The organism is Staphylococcus sp. AtDRG32 (assembly GCF_004365845.1).
GTDB classification, from domain to species: domain Bacteria; phylum Bacillota; class Bacilli; order Staphylococcales; family Staphylococcaceae; genus Staphylococcus; species Staphylococcus hominis.
In genome coordinates this window covers 712866-728179 of the sequence record NZ_SODE01000001.1, presented here as the reverse complement: position 1 = coordinate 728179, position 15314 = coordinate 712866, and the positions used below count along the sequence as shown (strand labels likewise).

At 31.2% G+C, this 15314-nt stretch carries 18 protein-coding genes; 15 read left to right on the top strand and 3 right to left on the bottom strand.

Features of this window, described 5'->3' with window-relative positions; all coding sequences use genetic code 11:
• The first annotated feature begins 12 nt into the window (after positions 1-12).
• The 3 genes from BDW25_RS03480 to BDW25_RS03470 all read left to right on the top strand — a co-directional run bounded on the left by BDW25_RS03480 (position 13) and on the right by BDW25_RS03470 (position 2966).
• Positions 13-1344 (top strand): bifunctional metallophosphatase/5'-nucleotidase, encoded by a 1332-nt coding sequence (locus BDW25_RS03480; protein WP_049418683.1) that lies wholly within the window; start codon positions 13-15, stop codon positions 1342-1344.
• A gap of 111 nt (positions 1345-1455) precedes the next feature.
• On the top strand, positions 1456-2376 hold the full coding sequence (gene lipA, locus BDW25_RS03475; protein WP_002448197.1) for a lipoyl synthase: 921 nt from the start codon (positions 1456-1458) through the stop codon (positions 2374-2376).
• A gap of 203 nt (positions 2377-2579) precedes the next feature.
• The gene (locus tag BDW25_RS03470) at positions 2580-2966 is read left to right on the top strand and encodes a YutD family protein (RefSeq protein WP_002455560.1); all 387 of its coding nucleotides are present in this window, start codon (positions 2580-2582) and stop codon (positions 2964-2966) included.
• A gap of 53 nt (positions 2967-3019) precedes the next feature.
• Here the strand turns inward: BDW25_RS03470 and BDW25_RS03465 are convergent, their stop codons facing one another.
• Positions 3020-3286, bottom strand: coding sequence for a DUF3055 domain-containing protein (locus tag BDW25_RS03465; RefSeq protein WP_002448201.1), 267 nt, complete (start codon positions 3284-3286; stop codon positions 3020-3022).
• A gap of 102 nt (positions 3287-3388) precedes the next feature.
• Here BDW25_RS03465 and BDW25_RS03460 point away from each other — a divergent pair, with 102 nt between their 5' ends.
• The 7 genes from BDW25_RS03460 to dltD all read left to right on the top strand — a co-directional run bounded on the left by BDW25_RS03460 (position 3389) and on the right by dltD (position 9207).
• Positions 3389-3823, top strand: a complete 435-nt coding sequence (locus tag BDW25_RS03460) for a DUF86 domain-containing protein (RefSeq protein WP_002448033.1) — start codon at positions 3389-3391, stop codon at positions 3821-3823.
• Positions 3823-4611 carry a TIGR01457 family HAD-type hydrolase gene (locus BDW25_RS03455; RefSeq protein ID WP_002448132.1) on the top strand — a complete coding sequence of 263 codons (789 nt, stop codon included), beginning with the start codon at positions 3823-3825 and terminating at the stop codon, positions 4609-4611. Before BDW25_RS03460 ends, BDW25_RS03455 begins: the two co-directional genes overlap by 1 nt.
• A 336-nt stretch (positions 4612-4947) precedes the next feature.
• A complete protein-coding gene (locus BDW25_RS03450) occupies positions 4948-5118 on the top strand; it encodes a teichoic acid D-Ala incorporation-associated protein DltX (RefSeq protein ID WP_227944882.1) in 171 nt (56 codons plus the stop codon).
• A 14-nt stretch (positions 5119-5132) separates the two neighbouring features.
• Positions 5133-6587, top strand: coding sequence for a D-alanine--poly(phosphoribitol) ligase subunit DltA (dltA, locus tag BDW25_RS03445; protein WP_017175866.1), 1455 nt, complete (start codon positions 5133-5135; stop codon positions 6585-6587).
• A complete protein-coding gene (dltB, locus tag BDW25_RS03440; RefSeq protein ID WP_049418690.1) occupies positions 6584-7798 on the top strand; it encodes a D-alanyl-lipoteichoic acid biosynthesis protein DltB in 1215 nt (404 codons plus the stop codon). The genes dltA and dltB overlap by 4 nt, the downstream gene beginning before the upstream one ends.
• Positions 7799-7813: 15 nt before the next feature.
• Positions 7814-8050, top strand: a complete 237-nt coding sequence (gene dltC, locus BDW25_RS03435) for a D-alanine--poly(phosphoribitol) ligase subunit 2 (RefSeq protein WP_002448193.1) — start codon at positions 7814-7816, stop codon at positions 8048-8050.
• Positions 8047-9207, top strand: coding sequence for a D-alanyl-lipoteichoic acid biosynthesis protein DltD (gene dltD / locus BDW25_RS03430; protein ID WP_049437471.1), 1161 nt, complete (start codon positions 8047-8049; stop codon positions 9205-9207). The genes dltC and dltD overlap by 4 nt, the downstream gene beginning before the upstream one ends.
• A 64-nt stretch (positions 9208-9271) precedes the next feature.
• Here the strand turns inward: dltD and BDW25_RS03425 are convergent, their stop codons facing one another.
• Entirely contained in the window at positions 9272-9514 is a 243-nt protein-coding gene (locus BDW25_RS03425) for a NifU family protein (RefSeq protein WP_002433501.1), read from the bottom strand.
• A gap of 103 nt (positions 9515-9617) precedes the next feature.
• On the opposite strand from BDW25_RS03425, the gene BDW25_RS03420 reads away from it, so the two are divergent.
• Positions 9618-9941 carry a YuzD family protein gene (locus BDW25_RS03420; RefSeq protein WP_002448149.1) on the top strand — a complete coding sequence of 108 codons (324 nt, stop codon included), beginning with the start codon at positions 9618-9620 and terminating at the stop codon, positions 9939-9941.
• A gap of 91 nt (positions 9942-10032) precedes the next feature.
• Here BDW25_RS03420 and BDW25_RS03415 read toward each other — a convergent pair whose 3' ends face one another.
• The gene (locus BDW25_RS03415) at positions 10033-11097 is read right to left on the bottom strand and encodes an NAD(P)/FAD-dependent oxidoreductase (protein ID WP_002448053.1); all 1065 of its coding nucleotides are present in this window, start codon (positions 11095-11097) and stop codon (positions 10033-10035) included.
• A 313-nt stretch (positions 11098-11410) separates the two neighbouring features.
• Between BDW25_RS03415 and BDW25_RS03410 the strand changes: the two genes are divergently transcribed.
• From BDW25_RS03410 to BDW25_RS03395, 4 genes are all read left to right on the top strand, one after another.
• Positions 11411-11656 carry a YuzB family protein gene (locus BDW25_RS03410; RefSeq protein WP_002448156.1) on the top strand — a complete coding sequence of 82 codons (246 nt, stop codon included), beginning with the start codon at positions 11411-11413 and terminating at the stop codon, positions 11654-11656.
• A 12-nt stretch (positions 11657-11668) separates the two neighbouring features.
• Positions 11669-12028, top strand: a complete 360-nt coding sequence (locus tag BDW25_RS03405) for a HesB/IscA family protein (RefSeq protein ID WP_049437469.1) — start codon at positions 11669-11671, stop codon at positions 12026-12028.
• Between the two features lie 327 nt (positions 12029-12355).
• Entirely contained in the window at positions 12356-13564 is a 1209-nt protein-coding gene (locus BDW25_RS03400) for an NAD(P)/FAD-dependent oxidoreductase (RefSeq protein ID WP_002455555.1), read from the top strand.
• A 99-nt stretch (positions 13565-13663) separates the two neighbouring features.
• The gene (locus BDW25_RS03395; RefSeq protein WP_002455554.1) at positions 13664-15142 is read left to right on the top strand and encodes a M17 family metallopeptidase; all 1479 of its coding nucleotides are present in this window, start codon (positions 13664-13666) and stop codon (positions 15140-15142) included.
• Positions 15143-15314 lie beyond the last annotated feature (172 nt).

Sequence of the window (15314 nt, the reverse complement as noted above, 5' to 3'; positions counted from 1 at the left end):
GGAGGAATTTAAGTGAAGCTTACAATTTTTCATACAAATGACATTCATAGCCACCTTAATGAATATGCACGTATTATGACGTACATGGCTGAACACCGACCTGAACTTCAACACCCTTCACTTTATTTAGATATTGGTGATCATGTTGATTTATCTACACCAGTAACAGAAGCAACTATGGGCAAAAAGAATGTTGAACTTTTAAATGAGGCTCATTGTGATATTGCTACAATTGGGAATAATGAAGGAATGACTATTTCTCATGAAGCATTAAACAATCTTTACAATGATGCACAATTTAAAGTCATATGTGCTAATGTTTTAGACGAAGATGGCCACTTACCTCGTCATATTGCCACATCTTATATAAAAGAAATAGAGGATGTGCGCTTTTTATTTGTAGCAGCCACGGCACCTTTCACGCCATTCTATCGAGCACTTGATTGGATTGTGACAGACCCATTAGAAGCCATCAAAGACGAAATTGAACAACGCAAAGGACAATACGATGTATTAATAGTTATGAGTCATGTAGGTGTCTTTTTTGATGAAAAATTATGTCAAGAAATCCCAGAGATAGACGTAATACTAGGAAGCCACACACATCATCATTTTAATCATGGTGAAGTCAATAATGGTGTACTTATGGCAGCAGCAGGGAAATATGGATATTATCTTGGAGAAGTGAATTTAACGATTGAAAATAAAACAGTAATTACTAAAGAAGCTACATTACATCCAGTAGACACATTACCAGTCGTTAAAACACATTTTGATGAAGAAGGAAAAGATTTGATGAATAAGGCGATTATTAATAAGCCAGTTTCTTTATCTAGTAAAACAAATGTGATTACAAAAACGACTTATTTACTTGCAGAAAGTGTGTATGAGTTTACAAATGCAGATTGTACAATTATTAATGCTGGATTAATCGTTAATAGTATCGAGGGCGATCAACTTACTGAATACGATATCCATACTATGTTACCTCATCCAATCAACTTAGTTCGTGTACGTTTGAAAGGTTCTGAATTGAAAAAGGTAATCTTAAAAAGTCAAAAGCAAGAATATATGTATGAACATGTCCAAGGGTTAGGATTTAGAGGCGATATTTTTGGTGGTTATATATTATATAAATGTGGATTTATTCAATCAGAACATCGCTTCTTTGTAGATGGACAAGAAATAGAAGATAACCGTACCTATATATTAGGAACTGTAGATATGTATACATTTGGAAGATATTTCCCATTATTAAAAGGAACATCGATTGATTATTTAATGCCGGAATTTTTAAGAGATATCTTTAAAGAAAAATTAATTCAAATGCATCATTCTTCTTAGTACACAAATGTTCATAGTTATGTCTTAATTTTATAAGTTATTACATTTTAATTTAATGTAAATTTCGTTATAATAGTTGAAGATAGATTAAACAGGAGGGTATGTGTTGTTATGGCTACTAAAAATGAAGAGATTTTACGTAAACCAGATTGGTTGAAAATAAAGCTAAACACTAATGAAAACTACATCGGCCTCAAGAAAATGATGCGTGAGAAAAATTTACATACAGTTTGTGAAGAAGCAAAATGTCCAAATATACATGAATGTTGGGGAGCTAGACGTACGGCTACATTTATGATTTTAGGTGCGGTATGTACAAGAGCTTGTCGTTTCTGTGCAGTAAAAACTGGCTTACCTAATGAACTAGATTTAAATGAACCAGAACGTGTTGCAGAGTCTGTAGAACTAATGAATCTTAAACATGTTGTTATCACAGCTGTTGCACGTGATGATTTAAGAGATGCAGGGTCTAATGTATATGCAGAAACAGTTCGTAAAGTACGTGAACGTAATCCATATACGACAATTGAAATTTTACCGTCAGATATGGGTGGGGATTATGAAGCACTTGAAACACTAATGGCTTCAAGACCAGATATTTTAAACCATAACATTGAAACAGTACGACGCTTAACTCCAAGAGTTCGTGCGCGTGCGACTTACGACAGAACATTAGAATTCTTACGTCGTTCTAAAGAGTTACAACCTGATATTCCAACTAAATCAAGTTTAATGGTAGGTTTAGGTGAAACATTGGAAGAAATTTATGAAACAATGGATGACTTACGTGCAAATGATGTTGATATTTTAACAATTGGTCAGTATTTACAACCATCACGTAAACACTTAAAAGTTGAAAAATACTATACTCCATTAGAATTTGGTAAATTAAGAAAAATTGCAATGGAAAAAGGATTTAAACATTGTGAAGCTGGTCCAATGGTACGAAGTTCTTATCATGCTGATGAACAAGTAAATGAAGCGGCAAAAGAAAAACACCGTCTTGGAGAAGAACAGTTACAACAAAAATAATATTAACCCAAAAATTTAAAATAAACTTTCTTTTAAGCGATATCACATAATGAAGTCATATTATCTTATGAAACAATGATATGAGTACATAAAGTCAATTAAGAATGTTTATTAATAGGTAGATGCTAAAACTTAGATTGCTCTTTTTCTTTAAAATAGGCAATCTAAGTTTTTATTATAATTATAATTAAAGGTGACTTATTATGATTAGAGTTAATCAACAGTATTTTGAATTAATTGAAGATTATAGAGAATGCTTTGATGAAGAATTATTTGCTTCAAGATATTCAGATATACTTGATAAATATGATTTTGTAGTTGGAGATTTTGGTTATGATCAATTACGTTTAAAAGGATTTTATAAAGATTCAAATAAAAAAGCTGAAATTTCAAAACGTTTTTCAACCATCCAAGATTATATTTTGGAATATTGTAATTTTGGTTGTCCATATTTTATAGTGAGACATATTAATGAGAATGAACGATTAGAATTAACTAGTGTAGATGAAGTAGAAGATAAATTGCATGATGTGAAAATAAAACCAACAATACAAACTACACAATCTACTGAAAAAAAGAATAATAAATAATGAAAGGTCAAAACAATGATATTCACAAAATATACATTGTTTTGACCTTTCATTTATTGAATAACTTGATTTAGATATTCAATGATTTCTTCGCTTTCTTCTTGAGAGACACCTAATATATGAGCAATATATCCTTCTTCTTCAATATCGTCTGTGCCTATGATGCCAAATTTATTAGTTTGAAGATTTAATACCAGTGTTTTGCCGTAATGACGATCGGTCTGAATAAGCATTAAATCATAGCGACTATGTTCACCTACAAATCCTACAAATTGTGCTTGCGATTGTTCCTCATCATCGTACAGAAACATATCTATCATATCAGTCATGCTCCTTTATTTTTAATATGTGAAATTAGTATAACGACAAATGATGCATGATGCAAAACTATGATATGATAATAATAATAAGAGGTGACCGATATGTATTTTGTAGATAAAGATAAATTAGCACTTAAAATAAAATATTTAAATCAGCTTATTAAGGATTATGAAACAAATAAATCAAATCATTATGCATTTGAACGTATTGCGCAAATGTTAATTGAATCATCAGTAGATATTGGAAATATGATTATTGACGCTTTTATTTTGAGAGATCCTGGTAACTATAAAGATGTTATTGATATTTTAGAACTTGAAGGGGTGATTTCCAAAGATACACAAAACCATATTAATGATACAGTTGAAATCAGAAAACAGTTTGCACATCATTATACAGAATTAGAAGTTGAAACACTTGTACCATTATTTGACACCTCAATACCGTATTATCGACAATTTGTGAAAGAAGTTACTCAATTTCTAAAAAAAGAAAATGTGCCAATTACCGCTTTTGGAAAAGGAGATTATTCATAATGAAAAATTATAAAGGTTATTTAATCGATTTAGATGGAACAATGTATATGGGTACAGCAGAAATTGATGGTGCTGCTCAATTTATCGATTATTTGAACAAAAACGATATTCCTCATTTATATGTTACTAATAACTCTACTAAGACGCCTGAAGAAGTAACAGAAAAGTTAAAAGAAATGAAGATTGACGCTAAACCAGACGAAGTAGTTACTTCTGCTCTAGCTACGGCAAATTACATTGCAGAAGAAAATAGTCAAGCTAGTGTGTATATGCTAGGAGGTAATGGTTTAAGAACAGCATTAACCGATGCAGGTTTAACCGTAAAAGAAGATGAGAATGTAGATTACGTAGTTATCGGTTTAGATGAAGCAGTCACATATGAAAAACTTGCAATAGCTACTTTAGCAGTACGTAAAGGCGCAAAATTTATCTCTACGAATCCAGATGTCTCAATTCCTAAAGAAAGAGGCTTCTTACCTGGAAATGGAGCTATTACAAGTGTGGTTAGTGTATCTACTGGACAACAGCCACAATTTATTGGTAAACCAGAAACCATAATCATGCAAATTGCTTTAGATATCTTGAAACTAGATAAGTCTGAAGTGGCTATGGTGGGAGATTTGTATGATACAGATATCATGTCTGGTATTAATGTGGGGATGGATACGGTACATGTACAAACAGGTGTAACATCTTATGAAGAAATTCAAACTAAACAACCAAAGCCAACCTATTCATTTAAAGATTTGAATGTGGCTATAGCTGAATTAGAAAGTAATACTAATTAATAAAAATAATTTCTATGATAACTTCTTATTACTTAAATTGATGATATGAGTAATAAGAAGTTTTTATATCTAACAGTTTTGTTATGCTCTGTGTAATTGTGATATGTAACCATTAGTACTAATATATAGAATATCAAAGATAAGAATAAGGACATATCGGATAAGATAGATACATATTTAACACTCACTAATTATTATATAAAATAAATTTGATATATAATTAATATTTTTATATAATAAAGTGTAAAAAATAAAAGTGCGATATAATATTTCTTGATAGTAAGATAACTTTACTAAATATAAAATAAGTAGAATTGTTCTTCAAAATAAATAGCAATGTTTGTGAGGTGCAATATTCAATTGAAAGAAACTAAAAAAATAAGTGTTTTTTATGAAAAAGCAAAACCATATCTACTGACTATTCTATACTTAGCAATTTTTATAGCTTTGTATCTTATATATGGTTCAGGCGATACACATAATAACTTTATATATAACGAATTCTAGTAAGGAGTCAAAGGATGACAGATATTATAAATTTAATTAATGATATTGGACAAAAAAATCCAGATCGAGTAGCTATTAGACATAAATCAGATGAGTTAACGTATCGTCAACTTATAGAAGAATCTAGTAAGCTAGCACATTATTTGCAAGATACAAATAAACCATTAATCATCTATGGTCATATGTCACCATATATGGTAGTTGGAATGATAGGAGCAATCAAAGCAGGATGTGGCTATGTCCCAATTGATACGTCAGTTCCAATAGAACGTGTAGAAATGATTATGAATAAAGTAGATCCAACATTTATTTTAAATACAACTGATTCAAGTGTGAATCAACCAAGGAAAGAACTTACAATCGAAGATATTAAACATTCTGATTATCCTATTGTTTTTGATAGTCAAATGGATAAAACAGATGTTGTTTATACTATATTCACTTCTGGTTCTACAGGTGAGCCTAAAGGTGTGCAAATTGAGTATGCGAGTTTAATAGAGTTTGCAGAATGGATGGTCTCATTAAATGAAACAGATAATCATCAGGAGTGGTTGAACCAAGCACCATTTTCATTTGATTTATCTGTAATGGCAATTTATCCATGTTTAACATCTGGTGGAACACTTAACTTAGTAGATAAAGATATGATAAAAAAACCGAAGTTATTAAATGAAATGCTTGTTCAAACGCCAATTAATGCTTGGGTATCAACACCATCATTTATAGAAATGTGTTTATTACTTCCTAACCTTAATGAAAAAGATTATCCAAGTTTAAATCATTTCTTCTTTTGTGGAGAAATTTTACCGCATAGAACAGCTAAAGCACTTGTTGATAGATATCCAAATGCAATTGTTTATAACACATATGGACCAACGGAAGCGACAGTTGCAGTTACTGGTGTAAAAATCACACCCGAGATTTTAGAACGTTATAATCCACTTCCAGTAGGTGTAGCAAGACCGAATACTACACTATCAACAACTGATGAAGGTGAACTTGTTATTAAAGGAACAAGTGTGAGTTTAGGATATCTAAAAAACAAAGAAAAAACCGAAGCAGTATTTAAGTTTGATAATGGCGTTCGCATTTATCACACGGGTGATAAAGCTATTGAAAAAGATGGTTATTGGTTTATCCAAGGACGTATCGATTTTCAAATAAAGTTAAACGGTTATCGCATGGAACTAGAAGAAATTGAAACACAACTAAGACACTCAAAATACGTTAGAGAAACTGTTGTTGTGCCAATTTATAAAAATGGAAAAGTTGTTTATCTTGTAGGTGCTATTGTACCTACTAAAAAAGTGGATAATGACTTAGAGATGACCAGAAACATTAAAAACGAATTGAAATCTCGCTTACCTGAATATATGATTCCGAGAAAATTCGTTTGGATGGAACAACTTCCATTAACATCAAATGGAAAACTTGATCGTAAACAAGTTGCAGAGGATATCGACGCATGATTCCTTATGGTACGTTTACCTTCTTCTTAGTCGCATTTATCGTTCTTTTACCAGTCATCATACTCGGATTTTTAGGTAAGCGAAGCTATGTATACAATGGGATAAGTACAGTGATTATGATTGTGATTATTTTCTCTTCAGATAAATACAATTTATTTGGACAGAAATATTTAAGTGTTCAATTAATCAGTTTTGTAATTTATTTAATATGGCAAGTGCTGTTAATCATGTGGTATTACAAATCACGACAAAAAAATAATACTTTTATTAAATTTTTAATTGTTATGATTTTATCTATTTTACCTTTAGCACTTGTTAAAATATTACAAAGTTCATGGTTAGGTGGACATCAAATACATTTCCATGAACATAAGTTAATTGAATTTGTCGGATTCTTAGGAATCTCATATGTTACTTTTAAAAGTGTACAACTTATAATGGAAATTAGAGATGGTTCTATTAAAGAGATTAAAGTTGGGAAATTGATTCAATTTATTTCATTCTTTCCAACAGTATCTTCAGGACCCATCGACCGTTATAAACGTTTTGTCAAAGACGATAAAAAAATACCAACTGGTGAGCAATACAGAGGTATGGTAGTTAAAGCGATTCATATGATTATGATGGGCTTCTTATATAAATATATTATTGCTCATTTAATTAATGTATATGCAATTATGCCATTATTAATGCATTTACATGGTTTTACTCATAAATGGTTATATATGTATGCCTATAGCTTTTACTTATTTTTTGACTTTGCAGGTTATAGTTTATTTGCAATAGCAGTGAGTTATCTATATGGCATTAATACACCACCAAATTTTAAACAGCCATTTAAAGCACGTAATATTAAAGATTTCTGGAATCGATGGCATATGTCATTATCATTCTGGTTTAGAGACTGTGTTTATATGAGAACATTGTTCTATATGTCTCGTAAAAAATTAATGAAGAATCAATTTGCAATGTCAAATTTTGCCTTCTTCTTAAATTTCTTTATTATGGGTGTATGGCACGGATTAGAAGTATTTTATATTGTTTATGGTATTTATCATGGTTTAATGTTTATCGGATATGGATATTATGAACGTTGGAGAAAGAAATATCCACCTCGCTTTCAAAATGGTTTTACTACAGCATTAAGTGTTATTATCACATTCCATTTTGTAGCATTTGGATTCTTAATATTCTCAGGAAAATTAATTTAAAGGGAGAAATAAATGATGGAATTTAGAGAACAAGTTTTAGATGTATTAGCTGATGTAGCAGAAAATGACGTAGTTAAAGAAAACCCAGATGTTGAGATTTTTGAAGAAGGAATTATTGATTCATTTCAAACAGTTGGATTATTATTAGAAATTCAAAATAGATTAGGAATTGAAGTATCAATTATGGATTTTGATCGCGATGAATGGGCAACTCCTAATAAAATTGTTGAAGCTTTAGAAGAATTACGATGAAATTCAAACCATTTTTACCAATTCTTATTAGTGGAATCATATTTTTAGCTTTTGTATTAATGCCTGCGAGTTGGTTTACTGGTCTCGTTAACAATAAGACACTTGCTGATAATAGAATGTCACTAACTGATCAAGTACTTAAAGGTACGCTCATTCAAAATCAATTATTTAGTAATGATAAATATTATCCACTTTATGGTTCAAGTGAGTTAAATAAACGTGACCCGTTTAATCCTGCGATAGCAATGCATCATCGAAAAAATACAAAGCCTGTATTCTTAGTTGGTACGGGTGGTAATACAGATTTAATTAATGCTATTGAATTAGCGGGTCAATATGATCAACTTAAAGGTAAAAAGATGACATTTATCATTTCACCACAATGGTTTAGTACACATGGCGTTAATGATATGGATATGGCTGCACGTACGACACCAAATCAAATCAATCAGATATTTCAACAAAAGGATATGCCTTCAGAGTTAAAACAACGCTATGCTAAACGATTATTAAAATTTAGAAGTGTTCCTAATAAGGAATATTTAAAAGAATTAGTAAAAGATCCAAGCAACCCAAAAGGTCGTTATATTTCTAAGTTTAAAGAAAGTCAACTTCTTAAAATTGAGGCAATAAAAACATACTTTTCATTAGATAAATCACCATTAACTCATGTGCACTCACTTACATCACCCAATGATTCTTGGAAAAACATGAGTAATAAAGCAGTGCAACTTGGTGAAAAACGTTCTACTTCTAATGGTTATGGTATCCGTAACGAATATTGGAAAAAACTAATGCATAAAAAACCAATGAATCGTCGCCAATATGAATTTAAAATGAATTCACCAGAGTTTAAGGATTTATCTTTACTAGTAGATACAATGCATCAAGCAGGTGCTGATGTACAATATGTTATTCTTCCAGTAAATGGTAAATGGTACGATCATTTAGGTATTCACCGTTCAACACGTGAACCTGTCTATAAAAAAATACATAAAACTGTTGTCGGACATGGTGGCAAAGTGTATGATATGTCAAATAAAGACTATGAAAAATATGTATTAAGTGATGTAGTACATGTAGGTTGGAAAGGTTGGGTATACATGGATCGTCAAATTGAAAAACATATGAACGATTATCAAGCTCATTCTAAATAGTAAATGAAAAAAGACACCCTATTCTGATTAAATACTGAATGTAGGGTGTCTTTAATTTATATCGTTAGAAAACTTGTTCTACTTCTATAACGCCTGGTACTTCTTCGTGTAAAGCACGTTCTATACCTGCTTTTAATGTAATAGTTGAGCTTGGGCATGTTCCACACGCACCATGTAATTGTAATTTTACGATGCCATCTTCTACATCGACTAATGTACAATCTCCTCCGTCACGTAATAAAAACGGACGTAAACGTTCAATAACTTCGGCTACTTGATCAAACATTGTTGCATTCTCAGTAGGCATGAGATATGTCTCCTTTCAAGTAAAATACTTCATAAACTTATTATTAATTTATTATAATAGATAAAGAAAGAAAAATCTATAAAACTAAACGGGGGATTAATATATGACAAAAGTAAGTGTTGTTGTTTACGGTGCGGATGTAGTGTGTGCTAGTTGTGTCAATGCACCAACTTCTAAAAATACGTATGAGTGGCTAAAACCATTATTAGAAAGAAAATATCCTAATATTCATTTCGAATATACATATATCGATTTTCAAAAAGAAACTGAAAATTTAAGTGATCATGATCAACAATATATTGAGCAAATTGAAAATGATGAGTTGTTTTACCCGCTTATTACAATGAACGATGAATATGTGGCTGACGGTTATATTCAGTCAAAAAAAGTGACTCATTTTATAGATCAATATATTATAAATAATTAATGCAAAGTGGAGTATTCGATTTTTTATAAAAATGAGGGGAAGCTTGAGATGATGAATTGAAATTAAATTCTGTCCCGCTTCCCAGTTGTATTTATCCATTATGATATTTATATAGCCATAAAACACCTGATTTTAATATATGCGCTAAACGTCCTGTAACTGTACGATCCATAATATAGGCAAACCCTTTTTTCTCTCCTAGAGAACCTAAGAAACCTTGAACTTTTAATTCAGGCATTTTTTCAGGAAGTGGTTCATGATTCCATTGTTTTTTTAGTACATCGGCAATTTGATCCCCCTGTACTTCTGCTAATTGAGCACTTGGCGCATGTGGTAAAGCTGCGCAATCTCCAACTACATAAACATTTTTATAAGTCGGTACTTGATGATATTGATTAACGATAACGCGACCACTTTTATTAGTATCAATAGGCAGTTTCCTTACAATTTCAACGGGTTGAATACCTGCTGTCCATACTACAATATCAACAGGTTCTGGTGTACCATTATTATAAATTGTTCCTTGCTCAACTTTATCAATCAATGAATTAGGAACCACGTTTACATTATTTTCGCGGAACCACTTCGCAATATAATTACTTAATTTTTCTGGAAAATTTCTTAATATACGAGGTCCACGATCATATAAAATAATTTCTAAATCTGTGCGACTTTCACGTAGTTCACTTGCTAATTCAATACCACTCAAGCCAGCTCCTACAATTCCAACACGCGCTCCTTTAGGTAGCTCGCTAATACTATGAAACGTTTCACGGGCTTTAGAAAGCGTTTGAATACTATGAGTGTATTCTTTAGCTCCTAGAACATTATGATATTTATCTTCACAACCTAGTCCGATAATCAACTCATTATAATCTACTTTAGTTTGTGCTACCGAAACAATTTGGTTATCTAAGTCAATATTACTTATTTCTCCATAAATTGTATTTACACGATGTGAATTAGGAAAATTCATTCGCACATCACTATCAGATTTTGTGCCTGCAGCGAGTGCATAGAATTCAGGTTTTAAACCATGAAACGGCATTCGATCTATAAGAGTTAATGTGTATTCTTGAGGAAGAACATCTGGAAGAATGCGCGACATAATACGCATATTACCATATCCTCCACCAAGTAGAACTAAATTTTTCATATTATGTTACCCCTTTACATTAAAATCAATTGGCTATGTATTATGAATGTCAGACCTTTATAATTTCAGATTGTATAAATAAAGTATAGGTTCAATATTAAGTGATTCAGCCTATTTTAACGCTTATTTTTCATTTATTGTCCCCTAACAAATAAATGAAAGATTAATATAATTTTATTATATATGTTTTTAATAATAACGACAAATGAATGTAAAATGTTATTGCAAAATACAAATAGTTAAAAACCATAGCAATGCAACATATAAAGAGATTTGTTATAATAATGTAATTAAATTAAAAAGAAGGTGAAGTATGTTTCCATTAGTCGAATTCTGTATATCGAATATGGCCAAAGGCGGAGACTACGTTTACGATAAACTTGAAAGTGATCCTGAAGTAGATGTGTTAGAATATGGATGTCTCAATAATTGTGGTTTATGTTCTTCTGGGTTATATGCATTGGTAGATGGAGAAGTCGTAGAAGGGGATACACCTGAAGATTTGTTAAACAATATTTATAAACACATAGAAGAAAATGATTTTACAAACTTATTATAGGAGTGATTAGAAATGCCAACAGTAACACTTACTGAAGCAGCAGCTTATGAAGTAAAAGACATGTTGAAAAGTAATCATATGGAAAACGGTTATTTAAAAATTAAAGTGAATGGTGGCGGATGTACAGGTTTAACATATGGTATGTCTGCAGAAGAAGCTCCAGGATCAAATGATGAAGTATTAGAATATTATGGATTAAAAGTTTTAGTAGATAAAGATGATGCTCCCGTACTGAATGGCACTAAAATTGATTTTAAACAATCACTAATGGGTGGTGGATTCCAAATCGACAATCCAAATGCAATTGTATCATGCGGATGCGGCAGTTCTTTTAGAACAGCAAAAGTAGCTGGACATCCTGAAAATTGTTAAGTTTCATATTCTTAAGTTAATACAATATAGTAATAATAAATTTAAATAATCGTTCTGTTGTTGCTTGAAAATATAATATAAAAACTATAAAATTGGAAGTGGATTAAATTTTGTCTTTTTTGTGAATAAATGTTTACAAAATGGATATAAAAGTGTTGACTAAGACTATAAATGGGGATGAACAAATAGGTTAAGTTCAAAGTTTTTCGAAACAATTAGTATTTTTACAATACTATTGTATTATAAAAATGCTATGTTTCAACATGTTCTGAAACTTGTAGCCTTTATCTACATTTAAGAAAAAATACGAAAGCTTAGGTGAATGAAATGGCACAAAATCGTAAAAAAGTACTTGTATTAGGCGCAGGATATGCAGGTTTACAAGCAGTTACTAAATTACAAAAAGAAATATCTGCAAATGAAGCAGAAATCACTTTAGTTAACAAAAACAAATATCATTATGAAGCAACTTGGTTACACGAAGCGTCAGCTGGTACGTTAAATTATGAAGATTTAATTTATCCAATTGAAAGTGTAATTGACAAAAATAAAGTCAACTTCATTAATGCAGAAGTAACTAAAATTGATAGAAATGCTAAAAAAGTAGAAACTACTCACGGTATTTTTGAATATGATATTTTAGTTGTTGCTTTAGGATTTGAAAGTGAAACATTCGGTATTAACGGAATGAAAGAACATGCATTCCAAATTGAAAATATTCATACTGCTCGCGAATTATCTCGTCATATTGAAGATAAATTTGCTAACTACGCTGCATCAAAAGAGAAAGATGAAAATGATTTAGCAATTTTAGTAGGTGGCGCTGGATTTACAGGTATTGAATTCTTAGGTGAATTAACAGATAGAATTCCTGAATTATGTAATAAATATGGCGTAGATCAAAATAAAGTTAGAATTACATGTGTTGAAGCTATGCCTAAAATTTTACCAATGTTCTCAGAAAATCTTGTAAATTATGTAGTAAATTATTTAGAAGAACGTGGCGTTGAATTTAAAATTGGTACGCCAATCGTTGCTTGTAATGAAAAAGGTTTCAAAGTCAAAACAAATGATCAAGAACAACAACTTGAAGCCAATACTGCAGTGTGGGCTGCTGGAGTTCGCGGTAGTCAACTTATGGAAGAATCATTCGAAGGTGTAAAACGTGGTCGTATCGTAACTAAACAAGATTTAACAATCGATGGTCATGATGATATCTTCGTTATTGGTGATGTTTCTGCGTTTATCCCAGCAGGTGAGGAACGACCATTACCAACAACTGCTCAAATTGCTATGCAACAAGGTGCGCATGTTGCTAAAAATATTGAAAATATCTTAAATGGCCAAGCTACAACTGATTTCGAATATATTGATCGTGGTACAGTTTGTTCTTTAGGTTCACATGATGGTGTAGGTCATGTGTTTGGTAGAGACATTACTGGTAAAAAAGCTGCGTTCATGAAAAAAGTGATTGATACACGTGCTGTATTCAAAATGGGTGGCGTTGGCTTAGCATTTAAAAAAGGTAAATTCTAAGTTAATAAATTAAATATTTAATCATTAAGGAGTGAGACAGAAATCTGTGAAGCAAAATAGATTTCAATATCTCACTCCTTTATTTTAAAGGAGAGTTATATGATACATTTTAATTATGATTCGAATAAAATGACCGACGTTATTATTCTAGGAGTACCCGATCATCTTAATCAAATTGGAAAGATCACGTATCAAAATAGTGACCTTACACAAACTATTGAAAATGACCGACATCGTCATATTGTAAGTAGTCAATTAGGAAAAACATCTTCGACTATTTTATACATAAATAATGAACCTAAACGTTTAATTACGGTTGGACTAGGAAATTTGAAAACATTATCTTATGCTTCATTTTTAAAAGTGTTTGGTACACTTTTTCAATATCTAAAAAAAGAACGTGTTACAGAAGCCAATGTTCTTTTTGAGACATTTAATTCAAAACAAATTGACAAAACAAGTATTGCAGAGATTTTTGGATTACAAAGTAGACAATCGATTTATGAATTTAACAACTATAAATCTAACAAATCCACACCATATCAACTGGAATTATATATAGAATCATCTAATAGTGATGAGGATATAAAAAATATAAAAGCAGGATATTTAATTGGTGAATCGGTGAATATAGCACGTGACTTTAGTAATATGCCTCCCAATATACTTACTCCAGAATACTTTGCAAATAAAGTAGCACATCACTTTAAATCGTCTTCTGTTTCAGTAGATATTAAAAATAATGACACATTGTTATCAGAAGGTTTTGGTTTACTACATGCTGTAGGTAAAGGATCCACTCACCCTCCTGTTGTTATTACTTTAACGTATCATGGAACAGATAAAAATGAAGCGCCTATTGCATTAGTTGGGAAAGGGATTACATATGATTCTGGTGGTTATAGCATCAAATCTAAAATGGGGATGCAAACAATGAAATTTGATATGTGTGGTGCTGCTAATGTTGTAGGAATGATTGATGCTGCGTCTAAATTATCTTTACCAGTAAATATTGTAGGTGTCATTGTCTCTGCAGAAAATATGATTAGTCAACAGGCTATGAAACCAGATGATGTATATACTGCCTTAAATGGTGAAACAGTAGAAGTTTTAAATAGCGATGCTGAAGGTCGTTTAGTTTTAGGAGACGGCGTATTTTATGCAAATCAATTTCAACCACGTTTAATATGTGATTTTGCTACTCTTACAGGTGCTGCTATAGCGGCATTAGGAGAAGATAAGGCGGCTTTATTTAGTTCGAATGCAGATGAAGATATGAAACACATTTTAGAAAGTGCTAGAGAAGTTGATGAATTCGCTTTTGAATTGCCTATTACTCAAACTGAACAACAATTGATTCGTAATACAGATGTCGCTGATTTAGTGAATCATACAAATGGACAAGGTAAAGCCTTATTTGCTGCAGCTTTCGTTACGCATTTTAGTGGGCAAACGCCACATATTCATTTTGATATTGCAGGTCCTGCGACGATTAATAAAGATAACTATAAAGGTCCTAAAGGTCCGACAGGAAGCATGATAATGACCATAGTGAATTGGTTACGACAATCAAAATAGAATAGATATTAGAGATGAATATACATTCATTTTGAGACAAAATAGATAAATGTCTGAGGTAAATTGATACCTTAGACGTTTATTTTTTTTAAACATTTTTAAAATACTATTATATTAGGCGTTGACAACCGCCTGACTACTTGATATTATTAATCACATAATTATACACTTT

What these genes read in the sequence shown, in the direction of transcription:
- BDW25_RS03460 (WP_002448033.1), top strand. Translation starts at nt 3,389, where the DNA reads ATGTATTTTGTAGATAAAGATAAATTAGCACTTAAAATAAAATATTTA.
- BDW25_RS03395 (WP_002455554.1), top strand. Translation starts at nt 13,664, where the DNA reads ATGATACATTTTAATTATGATTCGAATAAAATGACCGACGTTATTATT.
- BDW25_RS03455 (WP_002448132.1), top strand. Translation starts at nt 3,823, where the DNA reads ATGAAAAATTATAAAGGTTATTTAATCGATTTAGATGGAACAATGTAT.
- BDW25_RS03425 (WP_002433501.1), bottom strand. Translation starts at nt 9,514, where the DNA reads ATGCCTACTGAGAATGCAACAATGTTTGATCAAGTAGCCGAAGTTATT.
- BDW25_RS03405 (WP_049437469.1), top strand. Translation starts at nt 11,669, where the DNA reads ATGCCAACAGTAACACTTACTGAAGCAGCAGCTTATGAAGTAAAAGAC.
- dltD (WP_049437471.1), top strand. Translation starts at nt 8,047, where the DNA reads ATGAAATTCAAACCATTTTTACCAATTCTTATTAGTGGAATCATATTT.
- lipA (WP_002448197.1), top strand. Translation starts at nt 1,456, where the DNA reads ATGGCTACTAAAAATGAAGAGATTTTACGTAAACCAGATTGGTTGAAA.
- BDW25_RS03465 (WP_002448201.1), bottom strand. Translation starts at nt 3,286, where the DNA reads ATGATAGATATGTTTCTGTACGATGATGAGGAACAATCGCAAGCACAA.
- BDW25_RS03410 (WP_002448156.1), top strand. Translation starts at nt 11,411, where the DNA reads ATGTTTCCATTAGTCGAATTCTGTATATCGAATATGGCCAAAGGCGGA.
- BDW25_RS03420 (WP_002448149.1), top strand. Translation starts at nt 9,618, where the DNA reads ATGACAAAAGTAAGTGTTGTTGTTTACGGTGCGGATGTAGTGTGTGCT.
- BDW25_RS03470 (WP_002455560.1), top strand. Translation starts at nt 2,580, where the DNA reads ATGATTAGAGTTAATCAACAGTATTTTGAATTAATTGAAGATTATAGA.
- BDW25_RS03415 (WP_002448053.1), bottom strand. Translation starts at nt 11,097, where the DNA reads ATGAAAAATTTAGTTCTACTTGGTGGAGGATATGGTAATATGCGTATT.
- dltC (WP_002448193.1), top strand. Translation starts at nt 7,814, where the DNA reads ATGGAATTTAGAGAACAAGTTTTAGATGTATTAGCTGATGTAGCAGAA.
- dltA (WP_017175866.1), top strand. Translation starts at nt 5,133, where the DNA reads ATGACAGATATTATAAATTTAATTAATGATATTGGACAAAAAAATCCA.
- BDW25_RS03450 (WP_227944882.1), top strand. Translation starts at nt 4,948, where the DNA reads ATGTTTGTGAGGTGCAATATTCAATTGAAAGAAACTAAAAAAATAAGT.
- dltB (WP_049418690.1), top strand. Translation starts at nt 6,584, where the DNA reads ATGATTCCTTATGGTACGTTTACCTTCTTCTTAGTCGCATTTATCGTT.
- BDW25_RS03400 (WP_002455555.1), top strand. Translation starts at nt 12,356, where the DNA reads ATGGCACAAAATCGTAAAAAAGTACTTGTATTAGGCGCAGGATATGCA.